Source organism: Bradyrhizobium sp. B117, from assembly GCF_038969555.1.
Classification (GTDB): Bacteria; Pseudomonadota; Alphaproteobacteria; order Rhizobiales; family Xanthobacteraceae; genus Bradyrhizobium.
This window is the reverse complement of the sequence record NZ_CP152414.1, coordinates 8,798,724-8,817,263: the sequence shown is the minus strand read 5'-3', so window position 1 is coordinate 8,817,263 and position 18,540 is coordinate 8,798,724. Positions and strand designations below refer to the sequence as shown.

At 61.8% G+C, this 18,540-nt stretch carries 18 protein-coding genes; 15 read left to right on the top strand and 3 right to left on the bottom strand.

Annotation, left to right across the window (positions count from 1 at the left end):
* The first annotated feature begins 337 nt into the window (after nt 1-337).
* The 3 genes from AAFG16_RS41920 (at nt 338) to AAFG16_RS41910 (ending at nt 3,020) form a co-directional block, all read left to right on the top strand.
* Nucleotides 338-685 carry a hypothetical protein gene (locus AAFG16_RS41920; protein WP_283082043.1) on the top strand — a complete coding sequence of 116 codons (348 nt, stop codon included), beginning with the start codon at nt 338-340 and terminating at the stop codon, nt 683-685.
* Between the two features lie 355 nt (nt 686-1,040).
* Nucleotides 1,041-2,057, top strand: a complete 1,017-nt coding sequence (locus AAFG16_RS41915) for an acyltransferase (protein ID WP_342734736.1) — start codon at nt 1,041-1,043, stop codon at nt 2,055-2,057.
* Nucleotides 2,058-2,105: 48 nt separating this feature from the next.
* A complete protein-coding gene (locus tag AAFG16_RS41910) occupies nt 2,106-3,020 on the top strand; it encodes a hypothetical protein (protein ID WP_342734734.1) in 915 nt (304 codons plus the stop codon).
* 665 nt (nt 3,021-3,685) lie between these two features.
* Here AAFG16_RS41910 and AAFG16_RS41905 read toward each other — a convergent pair.
* The gene (locus AAFG16_RS41905; RefSeq protein ID WP_342734732.1) at nt 3,686-3,910 is read right to left on the bottom strand and encodes a hypothetical protein; all 225 of its coding nucleotides are present in this window, start codon (nt 3,908-3,910) and stop codon (nt 3,686-3,688) included.
* 490 nt (nt 3,911-4,400) lie between these two features.
* On the opposite strand from AAFG16_RS41905, the gene AAFG16_RS41900 reads away from it, so the two are divergent.
* The 12 genes from AAFG16_RS41900 (at nt 4,401) to AAFG16_RS41845 (ending at nt 15,522) form a co-directional block, all read left to right on the top strand.
* Complete coding sequence (locus AAFG16_RS41900) at nt 4,401-5,267, top strand: L,D-transpeptidase (protein ID WP_342741068.1); 867 nt, start codon at nt 4,401-4,403, stop codon at nt 5,265-5,267.
* 337 nt (nt 5,268-5,604) lie between these two features.
* Nucleotides 5,605-6,843: a hypothetical protein gene (locus AAFG16_RS41895; RefSeq protein ID WP_342734730.1), complete on the top strand. Its 1,239-nt coding sequence runs from the start codon at nt 5,605-5,607 to the stop codon at nt 6,841-6,843.
* Between the two features lie 223 nt (nt 6,844-7,066).
* Nucleotides 7,067-8,233 carry a cytochrome P450 gene (locus AAFG16_RS41890; RefSeq protein ID WP_342734728.1) on the top strand — a complete coding sequence of 389 codons (1,167 nt, stop codon included), beginning with the start codon at nt 7,067-7,069 and terminating at the stop codon, nt 8,231-8,233.
* Between the two features lie 57 nt (nt 8,234-8,290).
* Nucleotides 8,291-9,247, top strand: coding sequence for an AraC family transcriptional regulator (locus tag AAFG16_RS41885; RefSeq protein WP_342734726.1), 957 nt, complete (start codon nt 8,291-8,293; stop codon nt 9,245-9,247).
* A gap of 137 nt (nt 9,248-9,384) precedes the next feature.
* Nucleotides 9,385-10,209, top strand: coding sequence for a fumarylacetoacetate hydrolase family protein (locus tag AAFG16_RS41880; protein ID WP_342734724.1), 825 nt, complete (start codon nt 9,385-9,387; stop codon nt 10,207-10,209).
* Between the two features lie 541 nt (nt 10,210-10,750).
* Nucleotides 10,751-11,701, top strand: coding sequence for a sulfonate ABC transporter substrate-binding protein (locus AAFG16_RS41875; RefSeq protein ID WP_342734722.1), 951 nt, complete (start codon nt 10,751-10,753; stop codon nt 11,699-11,701).
* 3 nt (nt 11,702-11,704) lie between these two features.
* On the top strand, nt 11,705-11,827 hold the full coding sequence (locus AAFG16_RS41870) for a hypothetical protein (protein WP_342734720.1): 123 nt from the start codon (nt 11,705-11,707) through the stop codon (nt 11,825-11,827).
* A gap of 10 nt (nt 11,828-11,837) precedes the next feature.
* Nucleotides 11,838-12,995 (top strand): FMNH2-dependent alkanesulfonate monooxygenase, encoded by a 1,158-nt coding sequence (gene ssuD / locus AAFG16_RS41865; RefSeq protein WP_342734718.1) that lies wholly within the window; start codon nt 11,838-11,840, stop codon nt 12,993-12,995.
* Entirely contained in the window at nt 12,992-13,798 is an 807-nt protein-coding gene (locus AAFG16_RS41860) for an ABC transporter permease subunit (RefSeq protein ID WP_342734716.1), read from the top strand. The genes ssuD and AAFG16_RS41860 overlap by 4 nt, the downstream gene beginning before the upstream one ends.
* A gap of 19 nt (nt 13,799-13,817) precedes the next feature.
* Nucleotides 13,818-14,666: an ATP-binding cassette domain-containing protein gene (locus AAFG16_RS41855; RefSeq protein ID WP_283082031.1), complete on the top strand. Its 849-nt coding sequence runs from the start codon at nt 13,818-13,820 to the stop codon at nt 14,664-14,666.
* 33 nt (nt 14,667-14,699) lie between these two features.
* Entirely contained in the window at nt 14,700-15,281 is a 582-nt protein-coding gene (locus tag AAFG16_RS41850; protein ID WP_027560942.1) for a flavin reductase family protein, read from the top strand.
* 85 nt (nt 15,282-15,366) lie between these two features.
* On the top strand, nt 15,367-15,522 hold the full coding sequence (locus tag AAFG16_RS41845; protein ID WP_027560941.1) for a hypothetical protein: 156 nt from the start codon (nt 15,367-15,369) through the stop codon (nt 15,520-15,522).
* A 240-nt stretch (nt 15,523-15,762) separates the two neighbouring features.
* On the opposite strand, the gene AAFG16_RS41840 is transcribed toward AAFG16_RS41845, so the two are convergent.
* Together AAFG16_RS41840 and AAFG16_RS41835 are read right to left on the bottom strand one after the other, a co-directional pair.
* Nucleotides 15,763-16,911, bottom strand: coding sequence for a M20 family metallopeptidase (locus AAFG16_RS41840; RefSeq protein WP_342734712.1), 1,149 nt, complete (start codon nt 16,909-16,911; stop codon nt 15,763-15,765).
* Between the two features lie 110 nt (nt 16,912-17,021).
* A complete protein-coding gene (locus AAFG16_RS41835; protein WP_342734710.1) occupies nt 17,022-18,272 on the bottom strand; it encodes a vanadium-dependent haloperoxidase in 1,251 nt (416 codons plus the stop codon).
* Nucleotides 18,273-18,540 lie beyond the last annotated feature (268 nt).

Genomic DNA, 18,540 nt, shown 5'->3' with positions numbered 1-18,540 from the left:
TGCGAAGGCTCTGGCCGACAAGCAGGCAGCAGAGAAGAAGCCCGGCTCCGAAGCCGCTGATCGGAAGCAGGTTGAATCGTCGCCATCGAAGCCGCAAGCATCTGGCCAAGTATATTGCAATTCTGCCGGATGCCGTCCGGTCGGCAAAGGGTGCAGGATAGAATCGGCTCCCATCGGCATGGATGGTGCCTCGGTGATGGCTGGCCGGATGAGAGAAGTGTGCAATTGATCGCCGTGCATGTGCTTGGGTGTCCTGTGACCCAAGCAGCCTCGCGGCTCGGAACTTTGCCGATGCCTCGTCGTTCCCGGTGAGCGGGCACGAACGTAGGCGGATGTTATGAAATGGATGCTGGTAGTTCTGGTAGGCGGGGTCTCTCCCGTCAACACCGATCTGGTGTTCGATAGGTTCAGCGACTGTCTCGCCGCCGAGGAGCAGATGCGGCAGCACTATGCCGATGCGTTCGATGCGTGGGACCGCATGGCTGCAGCAAGGATCGACCGGCGCAGGGACTACAAAAAGGCCCGCGATGTTGAGGCCAAGCGACTGCTGAGCAACGTGGGGACGTGTGTCCCGCATGGTGGCGGCGATCAGCAGACGGTCACCACTCCGCAGCAGCAACCTCCTGCTCCATCTTCGCAGCAGCCTGCCACGCCATCCCCGTCGCAGCCGACGCCGCGAACTTAGCGGCGTTGATGCCCTGACACCCCAGACGGCGCTTCGAACTTCGCCGCGCTGTTCGAACTGTTTGCGATCGTGCAGGGCCTGCTCGCGGGGCCGCGCAGCCTGAACTAACGGGGACTCCAAGTCCGCGATATCGGCTTCCGCGGGCAAAGCGGACAGGGCCTCTGCCGCCGGGATCATCGGCTTTTGCCCCGAAGCCGACCTGGCGGATACCGCTCGGACCCCGGTTTGATGCACCTCCTTTGATATCTTCTCGCATCAATACAACCGTTCGTTAATATTTTTCCCGCTTAGATTGTTTTGGGTTTGGAATGAACGTGTTGGGGCCGTTTTGCGGGTCTTCGCGGGTGTACAGGCAATGCGCGGCATTGCTGCGCTGTCGGTGGTCTGCGGACATGCAATCAGTGCGCGACCCGATATGGTCGGGTCGAGGCTCGCCGAGGGCGCACTGACCATTCTTGCGAGCGGCGTCGATATCTTCTTCGTGATTTCCGGCTTCATCATCGCAATCACTGCGACGACACAAGACAACCCGCTGGATTTCGTTTTCAGACGAGCCATTCGGATTTATCCGGTCTACTGGTTCGTGTTGCTGGCGGCGTTGATCAGTTCCTGTTGGATCGATCTGTCGCCGGAGAAGCGCCCGGCGCTTGACCTCGGACTCATCTTCGCGTGGACATATCCCAACTGGTACCTCGCGCCAGCATGGTCACTTGCTTTCGAGCTGCACTTCTATGCCGCGGTCGCGCTCATCCTGGCGATCAAGCCGAACCGACTATTCGAGCTCTTGTTCGCGGCGCTCGGCGTGGTCATCGTTGCTCTCGTCCTCCACCTGCAGATTGGAATCTACTCCCATCCAATGGTGCTGGAATTCGGCGCCGGAGTTGGCATCGCCTCTCTCGCGAGAAACGGCGGATTGCGATTTTCGCGCCGTCTTCTAACCATATCTGCGGGCCTGTTCGTGGCCGGCTGGTACTGGATCTTCGTGCACGGATCGACCGATCCACAATTCGCACGCGTCCTGACCTATGGCCTTGGCGCAGGATTGCTCATCCATGCCGTGATAGCTGCCGAGATCGAAGGGCGATCCTTCTCGCCGGCCCTGCAACGGCTCGGAAAGATTTCGTACTCGCTGTATGTCGTCCATTACCTGCTGGTGAATGGGATCGCCAACCTTTCCGGGTTGTGGCGACTATCCACCGTCGGGACAATCATCGCCAGCATTCTGCTTTCCATCGGTTTCGCGTCCGCCTTGCACGTCGTCATTGAAGCGCCGATCCTCAATTGGGGACGCAAGTTGAGTCTGATGCACAGTAACCGATCGACGCCCGACCGGTGCCATAAAGAGCCCCGCCAGCATGATCGTCTGCGCTAGTCCGGGACTGCCTCAACGATCCTCTTTCGATGACATGGCAGGCGTGAGATGAACCGTGAGATTCGAAACTCGAACACTAAAATTGCGATCGCAGTGCCGATTGCAATGCAGGTGGCGATCACGATGGCTGTAGTCCTCTTAGTCGGAACACGGGGGTGGGACGACGGCGCGATCACACTCGCTTACTCGAAGACCTTCGCTGCGACCGGCCGGATCGCACTGACGCCGCTTTCGGAACAGGTGGAGGGGTTTTCCACTATCGCGTGGTTCCTAATTAATTCGTTCGTGGCCCTGTTCCAGCCGAGCTTTGCTACTGCCATCGCCGTTGCTCAGGGCATGACGGGGCTCTTCTTCTGCCTTTCGATCCTTCAGATCTGGTTGCTAACCAAGGATCTTAAACTCGACAAGTCCGCCTCGGCCCTGTTGCTCTCGACTTACGCTGCTCTCGGAATGTCTTTGAGCGAAATCGCGAACGGAATGGAAATGCCGCTCTTGTGTTTCACGGGAGTTGGAGTCGTACGGAATTTATATTTTCGCCCAAATCTGTTGCGGGCAGCAGCCTTCGGGAGTGTGTTCCTCCTTACTCGTTTTGAGGCAATGGTCTACTACGCATTCATCCTTGCACCGCTTTTATACGAGCGCCGGACCAAAGACTTCGTAATCCTGGCGCTTACAGGCACGGCAGTGCTGGGTGGGACAGAGGCCCTGCGGCTCTGGCTTTTCTCGGATTGGGTTCCTAACACCATCTACGCCAAAATGCAGCCTCCCTATCACGGAGACAACCTGAGGGAGTTAGTCAAAAAGGTCTCTGCGGCATTCGAGGTCGTAAGGGCGATGCCACTGTTGTTCTCGTCCATAGCTATCATAGTGTATTTGCACTTTGCTTGCTTTTTAGACGCGTTTAATCAGCGAACGGAGCTATTCACCAAGTCATTATATCTCTTTGCCCCATGTTCGGAGTAATTGCGTTCAACTCTGCAATAGGGACTAATTGGGGTTACGTGGGGCGAATGCAAACGCTCGCTTTCCCGTTTGCACTTCTTCTATTCGCATTTTGGTCTAAGAAACTTGAGTTGTTTCGCAGTGAGCTGCAACGCTCATATGTTTTGATTGCCACAATAGTTACGGTTGTAGTCAGCTGGTGGTCAAGCGCCAAGCCTCCGCTCTCGCAAGCTTATCTGACAATCAGATCACAGGCGCAGTCTGCTCCACTCGGTGTAACGCCAGCATCCTACCGACTGACCGGACTTGCCGTGGATCGGATCCGGGAATTGACAGGCAGGGCGAGTATTAGCTTTCTGACGCCAGACGTGGGTGGTGTCGGCCTTTGTTGCTCACGCGTGAGGATCGTGGATTTAGGCCTTCTCGCGAACCGAATCCTTGCCCATCAAGGGTACGGCGCACTCGACGAGGTCATATCTACCGAGCGCCCCGAGGTAATCGAGGCCCATCAGATGTGGGCAGAGATTCCAAGGCTCCACAAGCTAGCGTCATTTACTCGGTCATATGAACCCCTCATCATTGACAGCACACGAATGTATGTTCGTCGTGACGTAGCAAAAGAACTGTTGGTGAGCGGGGTTGCTGTAACTTGCAGCCTAGAGGATAAGGACTGCCGGTCGCGGGCGTTAATTGAGCACCGGTATGCGCTTTATTCTACTAAGGATGACGACTTCGAGTTCCTGAAGAGGGGTTATTTTGTCGATGTCAATTCGCGTTGAAGGAGGCATTTTCGGCAGAGCCGATTGCGCGGCGGCGTGGGATTCAGCATTGGTCCGCACCGCCGCCGCTGCTGTATTGGAAACCAAAAGTGGCACTACCGTTTGAAGAAGCGCCGACGATCTGGCGCTCATCCTTGTGCTTCCGTGCGAGCATTTTGCGGTGTAGGAGCCGTCGCTGTAAAGAAATCCCTCACTATGTGCTGGCGCTACCAAACAGAGGGCGCCAAGAGCTGTAATTACTCTCGCCACATTCGAAGAAGATCACACGCACTTTTCCAAAGCTCGCGGCTTCCTTGTTGGACAGAATGAGATGCAAGTTCTGGAGTCCGCTAATGGGCCGTTAGCTGTCCTCCGTCTCGGGCGTCAAAATGTCGGCTGTCGGACTGAGAGCGGGCCAAGGTCGGAGCGTGTCCGCTCCGCCGGGCGATTCTGATCTTCGCTGGTTTTCGCAATGGAAGCGCGTCGTCCCCGTCGCGACATAACCAGCAATACGCCCATTGTTCATGTTGCCGAACAAGAGCTCGCGTTAACCATAGCGAACGGCTCCCTTCTGAGCGACATCGCTTCGAAGTTTCTTAAATTTTGCTGGGTACCTCTTCCAGGCAGTAACCTGGGGAAAGATATGGGTAAGCGGGCCAAACGTGGAAAGGCGGAGACGCTTGCACTGCCAATGGCCGCAAGAGTTGCGATTGGTGCCGTGGCCGTCGCCGCATTGGGGTACGGCTTGCTGTCTGGCTCGGCGAGCAATCAGCCGATGCAGAAGCCGCCCGCGACCCAAGCCAGGGCGTCGTCAACGCCGGTTTATGTGGCAACTCCAGTTCATGCATCGACGCCGGCCCCGGCCCCAGCCCCGCTTCCGGCCTCGGCGCCTCTGGTCGAGCCGCCAAAAGCCGCTGACGGTCCCGGCGCACTTGTCCGGCAGGTGGTCGACTACGCCAGCCACCAGGCGCCGGGCACCGTGATCATCGATACCGGAAACACATTCCTCTATTTCGTCCTGAACGACAGGCAGGCGATGCGCTACGGCATCGGTGTCGGCCGCGAGGGTTTCACATGGTCCGGTGAGCAGACTGTGGCCCGTAAAGCAGAATGGCCGGATTGGCATCCGCCCACAGAGATGATCGGGCGTCAGCCTTATCTGCCGCGGTTCATGGCAGGCGGTCCCGGCAACCCGCTCGGCGCCCGAGCGATGTATCTGGGCGAGACCGAATATCGCATTCACGGCACCAACAACCCCGATACGATCGGGAAGCGGGTGTCGTCCGGCTGTATCCGGCTGACCAATGACGACGTCGTAGACCTCTATGAGCGGGTGAAAGTCGGAGCGAAGGTGATCGTGCTTCCGGCAACCGCAGCCCGCCGGCCTTCCCAGGGGGCGCCGACCGACTCCGCGTTCAGGTTGCCGGACCCGGCGTCGCCATCGAAGCGGCCCTTGGCGGCCAACGCGCAGATGCTGTCATCCGGACCGAGGATCGCCGAGGCCCAGTAACTCGGTCCGCCGTCCTCGGTCTGCAACTGAGGACGAGGAGGCAATTCAAGACGTCGCGTTTAAGCTGGCTTCCCGCCTCAGCGAACGTTCGCTCATGCGTTTGTCGATGTCCGCCGTTGCGGAATCGCGGATCAATCAAAGCGAGCGGTTCATCGCTTCGATGGCTTGGGATGGCATCGTATCATCCCGCCCTATCGAGGGGGCGGCGGATGAGGCCCGGCACTTGAATTGGACGACTTCGGTCGCAAAAACCTCGTTCACGGCCCTCGGAATGTGAGGCATTTCGCAGACAGATCTACGGGCGCGTTGTCAACTCGGGGGAGGAGCGAGTCCCGACATGAGACGTCGCGATTTTGTCACGCAACTAGCCGGTGCGGTGGCGGCTTGGCCAATCGCGGCGCTTGCCCTTGCATTTGCGAACTCCAGAAGCCTCGCGCAGTCAGCCAAGAACGAGCTGAGTAGCGAGGCTCTTCGGCTTGAATTCGACAAGGAGAAATGGCGCGACGAGCGTGAGATGCACGCGCGCGAGCTTGCTCTCAAGGAACGAGAGCTTTCGCTTCGCGAAGGCGAGCAAGTCAGCTCTAAATGGTTCAATCCTCTCTTTGTCGCGATTTGCGCCGCCGCCCTGGCTGCATTGGGAAACCTCTTAGTCACCTTTTTCAACGGGAGGACCCAGCTGAAGCTTGAGACGAGCAAGGCGGAGTCCACGCGCATTCTTGAAATGATCAAGACCGGCGACACCGAAGCCGCGGCCAAGAATCTGGAGTTTTTGCTCGGAGCAGGCTTGGTGGTCGAGACAGATCTAGCCACCTCTCTTCGAGAGTATCTTGATCGTCGGCAGCCGGGCAAAGGTCCGTCGCTACCATCGCCGGGACGATTTGCCTTTGAGTCTACAACTGATCTGACAGCGGACATTCAAGCCGAGCTCCAGGAAAAACTCGAGGCATACATTGCTTACCTCGACAAGATTGGTTCGCCGCCCGACCTGGTTCAGGCGAAGATCAAGATTGGTACGGTGCCCGGGCACTATGCCCAGTACCAAAATAACACGCTCGAAATCGACTCTAGGATCGCCCGCGATGCTTTTGTGGCCTTGCGGGAATATAGCCATCACGCTCTGACGTCGAAAACCAACAATCCATGGACGGGAAACTTCGCCGGGATCGAGTCGGGCCTTGCCGACTACTTTCCGGCAAGCTTCTTGAACAACCCGCGGGTGGGTGAAATTTCCGCTGAGGTCATCCGCCCCGGTCAGCCATATGTCCGCTGCCTCGACAACAGGCTGAAGTTCAAGGCAACAAAGGCTTTGAAAGATGATCCCTGGACTGCCGGCGAAATTTGGGGCGGTGCGTTCTGGGAAATGCGCAATCGGCTAACCGGGGATGTGATTGATCCGATACTTATGAAGGCATGGCGATCTTTGTTGGACCACCCCTCCAACACCAGCGCGCCAAAGGCGTTTGCAACCGAGGTGCTAGCCGCCGCAAAGTTGAACCAGCACGACAAGACGATCCAAACGATTCTGCGAAATCGCGGATTTTCGCTTGATAAGGCAGCGTCCACCCCTGGTCCTTAGACGCGGTCGGTAGACGCCTTGCGCAAGCTTCGCGGATGGCGGCTCGATCCTTCGGCCGTGAGCAGCTATAGGCGCAGGCCATGCCGTCGATCCTTTGCGCGGCGTGATCCCTTCCCGATGCTTAGCCGAACCTTTGCTTCCTGTCCCTATCGCTAGGGACAGACGCCGGCCACCGAGTTCGCTAGTCTCGCCTGGAGGAAACGAGAACCCAGGGGAGCCAGCCTTGAGCACCGCGCCGCGCATCGACATCGACCCGGCTGCGTTCTGGTCCGACCCGTATCCGATGCTCGCCAAAATGCGCAAGGAGGCGCCGATCGCCTTCGTGCCGCAGCTCGGCTCGACGCTGCTGACGAGCCGCGACGACATCTCGATCTCCGAGAAGCAGATCGACGTGTTCTCCTCGCACCAGCCCGCGGGCCTGATGAACCGCCTGATGGGCCACAACATGATGCGCAAGGACGGCGAGGCGCATCAGGCCGAGCGGCGCGCGATGTTTCCGACGATCTCGCCGAAGACGGTGAAGGCGCACTGGACCGCGCTGTTCCAGGCCCATGCCGACCGCATCATCGATGCGATCGCGCCGGGGCGGATCGACTTCATGCGCGACTTCGCGCTGCCGTTCTCCGGCGAATGCCTGAAGTCGATCACTGGCCTCACCAATATCGGCTTTGCCGACATGGATGCATGGTCGCAAGGCATGATCGAAGGCATCGCCAACTATGCCGGCGATCCCGCGGTCGAGGCGCGCTGCCACGCCGCGACATCGGGCATTGATGCTGCGATCGACGACATCCTGCCGGTGATGCGCAAGCATCCCGACCAGAGCATTCTTGGCGTGCTCCTCGCCTCCGGCATGGCCATGGAGAGCGTGCGCGCAAATGTAAAACTCGCGATCTCGGGCGGCCAGAACGAGCCGCGCAAGGCCATCGCCGGCACGGTGTGGGCGCTCTTGACCCATCCCGAGCAGCTCGATCTGGTCCTGCGCGGTGAAGTGTCCTGGCTCCAGGCCTTCGAGGAGTACGCCCGCTGGATCTCGCCGATCGGCATGTCGCCGCGGCGCATCGCCAAGCCGTGGAGCATCCGCCATGTATCCTTCGAGCTGGATGAGCGCGTGTTCCTGATGTTCGGCTCCGCCAATCGCGACGAGACGCATTTTGAGCGCGCCGACCAGTTCGACGTGCGGCGCGACACGTCCAAGAGCGTCGCCTTCGGCGCCGGCCCCCATTTCTGCGCCGGCGCCTTCGCCTCGCGCGCCATGATCGCCGATGTCGCGCTGCCGACATTGTTCGCGCGCGCGGCGCGGATCGAGATCGCCGACGACGAGCCGGTGCGGATCGGCGGCTGGGCCTTCCGGGGCTTGCAGAATTTGCCGGTGAGGTGGTTACATTAGGGCCTGGATCCGGGACAACGATTTTATCGCCGAGGCCGTACGGACGAGGAGGCGGACATGTCAGATTCGGATGGGCAACAGCGCGCCGCGCCACCGCCGCCAGCAGGACCTCCCGTCGCCATGTTCAGTGCGCCCGGACACCGCGATACCGTCTGGTCCGATGTCAAAGGAAGCGTGCTTCAATCGCGGCAGATCAGGTGGGCCGGCGGGATCGCCGCCGCGCACCGCATCGGCAAAGTCACTGGCGCCGCTGAAATTCGCACGCGATCGCTCGCGCTGCAATTTTCGTGGAACTCCGGCTATGTCGAGGCGGATGCTGAATCAGGCAAAGAGCTTCGTGCCTACAAGAACAGGCCTCGATACGGCCTGATCCTGCCGCCCGAGACAGCCGTGGAATTCCGGATCAAGGAGAAGTCGAATTATCGTTTCCTGGCGATCGAGTTTGAGCCGGAATACCTGCTCTGCACCGTCGAGCTCCAGCACCGCCACGACGTCGAGTTCGTGGAAGCGTGGGACTATAACCACCCTCTGACCTGGGAGCTTGCGCAGATCATCTCCGCGGAATGCGAAAGCGAGGCGCGGCAAGGCCTGTTCTATGCCGAGACTGCCGTCACACTGCTCGCCTTGCATGTCTTCCGAAGTTTTTCCAACCATCCGGACGCGGTCGCCTTCGTGCGCCGAGGCGGACTCGCGCCGAATACGTTGCGCCGCGCCTGCGAGTACATGGTTAGCCGTCTGGCCGACGACCTGTCGCTGTCCGAGGTCGCGAGCGCGTGCAATCTGTCGACGTCGCATTTCTCGATCGCCTTCAAGCAGTCGATGGGGATCGCACCACACGCATGGTTGCGCCGCCAGCGCATCGACAAGGCCAAGGTTCTGCTCCGTCACCGCGAGATGAGTCTCGCATCGATCGCGAAGCTTGTCGGTTTTGCAAATCAAAGCGCATTCGGGGTCGCCTTCAAGAAGGAGACGGGCCTCAGCCCGATGGCGTGGCGGCGGATGCATTGGCTGTGAAACCGCGCCGGCTTCGTTCAAAACTCGGGCGATTGTTCTGAACATACGACGAAACGGCAAGGTCGAATCGTTGTGAATTCACTTCTCCTCTTCGGACGACCTAGATCGGGCGTCAGCGATAAGGAGCCAGGTGAACCATGCAGCAATTCGCGCGCGTACTTACGGACAAAGGTGTCGTTCCGGTCATCCTGAAAGGCGATGAACACCTCGATCTGCGTCCGGCCATACCGGACATTACGCCTGATATCATCGCCGCCGGTGCCCTGGCCAACATCGATACTGCGCGTCTATCTCCGGTCTCCGGCAAGTTCTCCTATCTCGTTCCGATTGAAGGCATTCGCCAAGTTGCAGCGACCGGCTTCAACTACAGGAAGCACATCGCGGAATTTCACATGAAGCCGCCTACCGAACCCGAGGTGTTCCTGAAGGCAACGTCCTCGCTCGCCGGACCGTCGGACCCGATCTCCTGCGGCCCCAATCAGGGGGTGAAGCTCGATTGGGAGACTGAACTTGCGATCGTCATCGGCCGGGAGGCGAAGGATGTCACTGCCGCCCAGGCCGCCAGTCACATCTTCGGATATCTGTGCCTGAACGACGTCTCCGATCGATCGACGCAGGTGGATGCGGAGGGACAGCAACACCTGGTGCGTGCCAAATCGCGCCCGACCTACTGCCCCATCGGCCCGTATCTGACCACTGGCGTGGATGGAATGAACCTGGAGATGTGGACCAAGCTGAACGGCAAGGTCGAGCAGCAGGGCAATACCAGCGACATGCTATTCGACGTCTACGAGATGGTGGCCTATTTCTCCACGCACATGCTGCTGCTGCCAGGGGACCTCATCGCGACGGGGACGCCGCCCGGCGTCGGTTTCGGCAAGAACCGCTACATGGCGGTCGGGGACGTGCTCGAATGCGGCATCGCGAATCTCGGAGCGCAGCGTCACGAGATCATGCCGTAGGGACGGGGGCGCATAACCCCGGTGCGTGTGGCCCGCCTCTCCCCACAAATTTGGTGTCGTCGCCCGCGAAGGCGGGCGATCCAGTACGCCGCGGCAGTGTCGTGAAGCAAAAACGCTTCTGGGATACTGGATTCCCCGCTTTCGCGGGGAATGACGGCGAGGTTGCCGATGGCCTCTGGCCGCCGCAGTTCTCAGTCCGCCATGATGCGACTATGCCCCTGCTTTGCCCGACGAGTCAACGAAAATTTCGGATAATTCGTAAGTGCTTGATTTCGCATACCCCGGCTACTGTGCATGGGGTTGTTTTCGCGTTTTTGTTCCGATCGCGCGAGCGTCGGACAAAAGTCTGTGCCGCTCTCACATTCGCGTGCGGAAAAATTCCGTCTGCATCATTGCGCGCGATTGAAAGATTAATCATGCGCGCCGCCACGCGCGCAGTGCGCGCATCGCTATTTTTCCCGATGTCTCGACAGCTCCGCCGACCCACACCATCATTCCCGCATCGCAATGAACGTCGGCCGCGTGCGGCCGGGAGTGATGAATGCAGCGTCGTGACTTTCTCAAGCTCTCCGTCGGAACGGCCGCCGCCGCTGCCTTGGCATCGCCCGCGATCGCGCAAGGCGCGGTGAAGGAAATTCGTATCGGCTACCAGAAGAACGGCGTGCTGGTCATCACGCGCCAGCAGGGCGCGCTGGAAAAACATTTCTCCCCGCAAGGCATCGAGGTGAAGTGGGTCGAGTTCTCCTCGGGCCCGCCGATGATGGAGGCGATGAATGTCGGCAGCGTCGATTACGGCGCGGTCGGCGATTCCCCGCCGGTGTTCGCGCAGGCCGCGGGCGCGGCAATCGTCTATGCCGCTGGACAGCCGATCACCAACGGCCAGGGCATCCTGGTGCCCAAGGATTCGCCGATCCGTACGATCGCCGAGTTGAAAGGCAAGCGCGTCGGCTTCACCAAGGGGTCCAGCGCCCACAACATCGTGGTGCAGACGCTGGAGCAGGCGGGCCTCACCTATGCCGACATCACGCCGGTCTATCTCACGCCGCCGGACGCCGGCCCCGCCTTCGCCAATGGCAGCATCGAAGCCTGGGCGATCTGGGATCCATATTTTGCGATCGGCGAGACCAAGCAGAACGGCCGCATCCTGATCAATGCGCGCGAGGTCACCAAGACCAATTCCTTCTATATCGCCAATCGCGATTTCGCGAAGAGCCATGGCGCGATCCTGCAACAGATCGTCGACGTGACGACCGCGACCGCCAAATGGGCCGAACAGCACCGCGACGAGGTCGCCAAATCGCTCGCTGCGGTCACCGGCATTCCCCTGGATATCCAGACCATCGCGGCGAACCGCTCGTCCTTCGTGGTCGGCCCCGTCACCGATGACATCGTCGCGACCCAGCAGGGCGTCGCCGACCGCTTCCACAAGCTCGGCCTGATCCCGAGGCCAATCGTCATCCGCGACATCGTCTGGCGCAATCCGGCAGTGTGAAGCGTGCCGACCACTCTTCCCAATTCCAGAGGTGTGAACATGAAGCGCATCGTTCAGCGCGTGATCGCTGTCATCGCCCTGTCGGTCGGCATCGTCGCGGCCGCCGTCGGCACGACCTACGGCTAGGAGCACATCCATGAGCAACGCCAACATCCTCTGGTTCCTGCCGACCCACGGTGACGGCCGCTATCTCGGCACCGGCATCGGCGGTCGCGAGGTCAACTTCAACTATCTCCGTCAGGTCGCACAGGCCGCCGACCAACTCGGCTATTACGGCGTGCTGCTGCCGACGGGGCGCTCGTGCGAGGATTCCTGGATCGTCGCCTCGAGCGTTGCGCCGTTCACCGAGCGGCTGCGCTATCTCGTCGCCGTTCGCCCCGGTCTGCAATCGCCGAGTGTGGCCGCGCGCATGACCGCGACGCTCGATCGCATCAGCAATGGACGTCTTCTCGTCAACGTCGTTACCGGGGGCGATCCCGTCGAGAACAAGGGCGACGGCATCTTCCTCGCTCATGACGAGCGCTATGAGGTCACCCGCGAGTTCCTCAACGTCTATAGCGACCTGCTCGCCGGAAAGTCTGTCAATGTCGAGGGCAAGCACATCCGCATCGAGGACGGCAAGCTGCTGTTTCCCCCGGTGCAGTCGCCGCGCCCGCCGCTGTATTTCGGCGGCTCATCGGATGCCGGCATCGACGTCGCCGTCGACACCGTCGACAAATATCTCACCTGGGGCGAACCGCCGGCGCTCGTCGCCGAGAAGATCGCGAAGGTGAGGGAGGTCGCGAGCGCACGCGGCCGAAAGCTCTCCTTCGGCATCCGGCTTCACGTGATTGTTCGCGAGACCAATGAAGAAGCCTGGCGCGCCGCCGACGAGCTGATCAAGCATGTCAGCGACGACACCATCGCGCGGGCACAGACAAACTTCGCCCGCATGGACTCGGTCGGCCAGCAGCGTATGGCGCAGCTCCACGGCGGCAAGCGCGACAAGCTCGAGATCGCCCCGAACCTGTGGGCCGGTGTCGGCCTGGTGCGCGGCGGCGCCGGCACGGCGCTGGTCGGCGATGCCAAGACTGTCGCGGCCCGCATCAAGGAGTATCAGGATCTCGGCATCGATACTTTCATCATGTCGGGCTACCCACACCTCGAGGAAGCCTATCGCTTCGCCGAGCTGGTGTTCCCATTACTGTCGTTGGAGCAGCCCTCCAACGTGACGAAGCTTCATTTCAATGGCGGTCCCTTCGGCGAAACGGTCGGCAGCGACTTCCGTCCGCAACACAGGGTGTCGCAGTCATGAGCCTGATCGACAGCGCTTCACTTCCGCGGGGCTTCCGCCTGCCGCGCGTCGATGGCCTGGTCCAATGGATCGTGCCGCTCGCCATCATCGCGATCTGGCAGGTCGCGAGCGTCACCGGCTTCGTGCCGACGCGCGTGCTGCCGGCGCCGAGCGACGTCGCGCTCGCCGGCTGGAAGCTGCTGCTCTCCGGCGAACTCGGCCGCAACATCTGGGTCTCGTTCTGGCGCGCCTCGATCGGCTTTTTGATCGGCGGCGGCATCGGCTTCGCCTTCGGCCTTGCCAACGGCCTGTCGCAGCTCTCGGCCAAGCTGACCGACACCACGCTGCAGATGGTGCGCAACGTGCCGCATCTGGCGCTGATCCCGCTGGTCATCCTCTGGTTCGGCATCGACGAGAGCGCCAAACTGTTCCTTGTGGCGCTGGGCGTCTTCTTCCCGATCTATCTCAACACGCTGCACGGCATCCGCACCGTCGATCCGCAGCTGATCGAGATGGGCCGCATCTACGGCATGACCGACGGCGAATTGTTTCGCCGCGTGATCTTCCCAGGCGCGCTGCCCTCGATCTTCGTCGGCATCCGCTTCGCCCTCGGCATCATGTGGCTGACGCTGATCGTCGCCGAGACCATCGCGGCGTCGTCAGGTCTCGGCTACATGGCGATGCAGGCGCGCGAGTTCATGCTGATCGACGTCGTCGTGCTCTCGATCCTGATCTACGCGTTGCTCGGCAAGCTCGCCGACAGCGCCTCCCGCGTGCTGGAGCGCCTCACGCTCTCCTGGCACCCCGCCTTCCAGAAACGTTGAGCAGAATACTGGGAATCACATGCAGACAGCGCTTCGTACCTCCCTTCCCGAGACCGAGCTCGCCAACCGCGCCAGTTTCGCGCCAACGGCGCGCGTCGTGCGCGAGGAGCGGCAAGAAGAACGCCGAGTGCAGACCAGCGGCCTGCCGCTCAGCATCCGCGGCTTGCGCAAATCCTTCGGCGACAACGAGGTGCTGCGCGGCATCGACCTGCACATCCCGGCCGGGCAGTTCGTCGCAATCGTCGGCAAGAGCGGCTGCGGCAAGAGCACGCTGCTGCGTCTCATCGCCGGCCTTGAAAAGATCGATGCCGGCAGCGTCAGCTTCGGCCAGGACGTTCAGGCCGAAGACATCCGCGTGATGTTCCAGGAGCCGCGGCTGTTGCCCTGGGCGCGCGTGCTCGCCAATGTCGAGGTCGGCCTCGGCCGCGATCGTGCATCGAAGGATGCGCATGCGCGCGCCGAGAAAGCCCTGAGCGAGGTCGGTCTTGCCGACAAGCGCGACCAGTGGCCGTCGGTGCTGTCGGGCGGCCAGAAGCAGCGCGTCGCGCTCGCTCGCGCGCTGGTGTCGCGCCCGCGCGTGCTCGCCCTCGACGAGCCGCTCGGCGCGCTGGACGCGCTGACCCGCATCTCGATGCAGCGCCTCCTGGAGCGGGTCTGGCGCGACCAAGGGTTTACCGCGATCCTGGTCACCCACGACGTCTCTGAAGCCGTCGCGCTGGCCGACCGGGTGCTGGTGATCGAGGAGGGGCGCATCGCCCATGACGTCACGGTTAACGCCGCCCGGCCGCGGGAGCGCGGCTCGGCCGAGCTCGCCGGCCTCGAAGGCTCGATCCTGAGCCACCTGTTGTCGGCGGACGATCGTACCTAAATAAAGAGGAACCCCCGCTTCGGGGAGCATGCCATGAATGTAGTGCCCCGCGACCTCATGACCGAAATCCCCGTCTCGCCCGCCGATTTCCGCGGCGCCATGCGCCACCTCACCGGCGGCGTCAGCATCATCACCGCCGGGCGGGGCAAGGACATCACCGGCATGACGGTTACATCCGTAACCTCGCTGTCGGTCGAGCCGCCGACGCTGCTGGTCAGCATCAACCGCGATGCCTCTTCCTTCCCGCTGATCAAGCGCCACGGCGCCTTCGGCGTGAGCATCCTCAATGCCGACCAGCTCGACGTCGCCGAGCGCTTCGCCGGCAAGGGCGGGCTGAAGGGCGCCGATCGCTTCGCCGGCAGCCACTGGGTGACGGCGGTTTCCGGCGTTCCGCTGCTGGTCGGCGCCTTGTCGGTGTTCGACTGCGAGGTCGAGGAGATCCTCGAGCGTCATTCGCACGGCATCGTCATCGGTCGTGTCAGGGACGTCAGGAACTCGACCCGCAACGCTGCGCTGGCCTATTGGCACGGGCAGTATGTGGCGGTCGATCAGGACGAGGATGCGGCGAGGCTCGCCGATGTCAGTGTGCCCGCGCGCAGCCGGCGCGGCATTTGATCGCCATCCTCAGGCTGGTCTTTTCCCCATCATCGCTCTAGAAGCGCCCTGAGCCGTCCCGCCGGGACGGCAATGGAGCGGAACGATGAAGCGCGTCGCGACCTTCGCCTTCTACGCCATCGGCGCGCTCGCGATCGCCTATCTCGCGCTCTATGCCTATGCGACCTTCCGTGGCCAGCCGATCATCCCTGGCGACCCCATCCACATCTTCCGCAAGCCCGACGCGCCGAGTTATTCGTGAGGCTCTCTCCTCGTCATGGCCGGGCTTGACCCGGCCATCCACGTGCATCGGCGTTTTCGGAAAGACGTGGATGCCCGGGTCAAGCCCGGGCATGACGACGGAGTGTGCGGCGGCTAGCCTCTCAAGATCGCCAGTCTCGTAGGGTGGGCAAAGGCGCACTTGCGCCGCGCCCACCACCTCTCTGCGGCCGCGAAAGCTTCGTGGGCACGCTTCGCTTTGCCCACCCTACCGCACCTGTGTTCATCCCCGCAAAATCGCCAGCGCCAGCGCCTGTGCGCGCGGCACGATGCTGTCGATCTCCAGATATTCCTCCGGCGTGTGCGCGAGGCCGCCGACCGGGCCAAGGCCGCAGATGGTCGGCGTACCCACCGCCGCGGTAAAGCCGGAATCGGCGCAGCCGCCGGAGAACTCGCCCTGCAGCGTCGTGAGGCCGACCTGCCTTGCCGCGGCCTGATAGTTCTCGAACAGTGCCTTCGAGTCCGCGCTCTGCACCACGGGCACGAACTCGCCCTTGATCGTCAGCGTCGCGCTGGTGCCCGGCACGTAAGACGTCGCGACGATACTCTCGATGGTGCCCATGATCCGCGCGCGATCTGCGGGATCGACATAGCGCAGGTCGATCTGGCCCTCGGCATAAGGCGCCGTGGTGTTGACGGACTGGCCGCCCGAGACCAGGCCGACATTGAGCGTGATGCCCTTGTCGAGATCGGTCAGCGCATGGATGTGAATGATCTTCTGCGCGAGCTCGCCGATGGCGCTGACGCCGGCGGCAAAATTGGCGCCGGAATGCGCGGCCTTGCCGGTGATGGCCATGTGCATGAAGATGCCGCCCTTGCGGCCGGTGACGATGTTGCCGGTGGGGCGACCGGGCTCGGAATTGAACACGGCACGGGCCGCGCGTCCCTCGCGCTCGATCACGGGGCGAGAGGAGGGCGAGCCGATCTCCTCGTCCGAGGTGATCAGCACCTTGATCGGATGCGGCGCGCCGCCGAATTTGTGGAAGGCGGTCGCCACGAACACGTTCATGACGAGGCCGGACTTCATGTCGGCGACGCCGGGCCCATAGGCGCGGCCGTCCTTGATCGTGAACGGACGCCGCCCGGCCTCGCCCTTGCCGAACACGGTGTCGCGATGGCCCATCAACAGCACCGGCTTCTCGTTGCTGCCGGGCTTTGCCACCTCAGCATGAATGGCATCGCCGAAGGTGGCATCGCTCTCGCGCCGGACCGGAATGCCGTGCTCGGCAAAGTGCCGCTCGAACCGCGCCCCGACCGCATCGACGCCTGCCTTGTCATAGGACCCGGAATCGATGTTCACGACATCTCGCAGAAGGTCGATCATGGCCTGCTTCTGCTGCGTCAGCCAGTCCGTGATTTGAGCTTGAGACATGTATATCCTCGCGTGGTTCTCACGCGAGGTTATAGAGCCTTGCGCAGGCATGACCTAGTCGCCGGATGCGGTGCGGCCATGTGTTCGGCGCTTCGAAAAAGGCAGCCGGCCTAGCGGCTCGGCTGCGCCATTGCCTCCACGCCGCGAAGCTGCGTCGCGACGGTCAACGCGCCGATCTTTCGGCCCATGTCTTTGCCGACTTCAGTCGAGAAGCGGTAGTGGAAGCCGGCCCAGATGCGCGCATTGGCGACTTCGTCGCTATAGTCCTGGAGCCGCGACCATTTGCGTGTGACGCCTGGTGCGGTGGGGCTGGTCAGCGAGAACTCGCCAAAATCTCCAACGACAGTTTGCAGCACGGTCGAAATCGCGGCCGAGACGATGCAGTGCGCGCAGGGATATTCCGGATGCATCGGCGTGTCGCCGAGCGGCAGCCAGGACGGATCGCGGGGCGTTGCGGCATTCGCCGTCAGATCGGCATTGCGGATGGCCGTGATCGGTCGCCAGAAATTATAAGTGTACTTCGCGTCGAACACGGCAACGATGGCGTCGTTGCCGGTCATCGACGTCAAGGCGAACAGGCGGGCGCAGTCGACGAGATCCATGCCCTTGGCCATCGCAGCCTGCCTCACGATGAGGTTGTAGGTGCGGGCGCCGACGAAGAACCAGAAGCGGCCGATCGTGGTTTGCTCGGGCGTCCGGGTCGGGCTGCCTCGGCCGCCAACCTCGCGGATTTCGTTGACGTCCTTGGTCCAAACTTCTGAATCGAGCGCCGGCGGCGGTCCGGGGCGGAACTGCGATCCCGATGTCATGACCCAGGGCGTCGTCGCGCCCGTGGTCGAGAAGAGCGGGACCACGGTCGGGACATAGGCGCCCGCCGTGGTCAGGGGCCGGTACGTTTCCACGGCGCTGCTGCCATCCTTGGCACGAAGCTCGATGATCTGCCCCGCAGCCTCTTTGCCGAGCGCGATGCCGGCGGTCTTGGAGTCGCCGTCGGTGATCGGCGCCAAAGCATTGGTCAGCGTTGCATCCAGGTCCGGCTTGAGGTCCGGATAGATCGACAGCAGCACGTCGTGAGCCGCAATCGACGCCGCCGCTTCGCGCGAGGTCGAGCGGTCCGCGGACAGCGAGAGCTTGTATGGCGCGTAGCGGTGGTCGATCGCGTTGACCGCCTCGAACATCGCAACGTGCATCATGGACAAGGCGCGGCTGTGGGGCGCCGGAGGTATCTGCTTCTCGGCGGCGATCGCGTCAGCTTTGGCGTTCCAGTCCATGATCACGTCAGCGCGTGCAAGCGTCACCGAGGCGGCGAGCAGCATAACGATCATCGATAGGCGGGAGATCGTCCACGAGGAGTATTCCATGGCTTTCCCTTTCGAGTTGAACCACGTTTGCGAAGGCGGACGCGGTCCGTGGCCGACATCACCTCACTCCAAAATTCTATCGGTCCTGATGCGTATCGATAGTGAACTGCTTCACTCGCGGCGGCACGATAGTCGCGCCCCAAATGGGTAGGCTTGGCTTACCGTTCGCGCCGTATTACGGAGTTGGTTATAGTCGGCACAAGCTGCCAGTTGGACGTGCCGAGGTCCGCAGCTCTATTTTCAAGGCAGCTCGCGTGCCGTCGGCAGG